This window comes from Vibrio sp. OPT46 (assembly GCF_015163535.1).
GTDB lineage: Bacteria > Pseudomonadota > Gammaproteobacteria > Enterobacterales > Vibrionaceae > Vibrio > Vibrio alginolyticus.
On the sequence record NZ_JADDYG010000779.1, the window covers coordinates 1 to 501 of the forward strand.

The window sequence follows — 501 nt, forward strand, 5'->3', positions numbered from 1 at the left end:
TAATGCAGCGCCTTGCAGCAAGTTTTTCAACATCATGTCGAGACGCCCATTTAAATAATAAGTCGTATCAACTAAGACTTTGAGCTTAACATCCTGCGATAATGTCTTGTTTTTTGCTTCAATATAATTACGAACGGACTGTGCAACAGGGATAATGTTCTGGTCACGAGTTGCTTCAACAGACATGTAGATCGCATTCTGACCTGAGTATTCAAAGTAGCGCTCTTCTTCCGTAAAGCCATCTTTTATTGTGGCAATATCTTGCAACAGAACCTTTGCACCATTTGCGCCAAGCTTTACAGGAATATTTCTAAACTCATCACCACGGTAGTATTGGTTTTCAATCCTTACTGCAATCATCCCTGAGTTTGTTTTTACTTCGCCCGCAGAAAAGTTGGCTGAGTAACGGCTGATCGCGCTGCTGATATCGCTCAACGTCAGGTCGTATTTACGAAGAACAAGTGGGTCAACTTCAATCGCTATTTCTTCTTCTGGCGCACT

General features: G+C 42.1%; 1 protein-coding gene. It reads right to left on the minus strand.

Translation table 11 applies throughout. The features are described 5' to 3' along the window. A partial coding sequence (locus IQR33_RS27705; RefSeq protein ID WP_193844235.1) for an efflux RND transporter permease subunit occupies positions 1-501 on the minus strand: 501 nt, incomplete at both ends.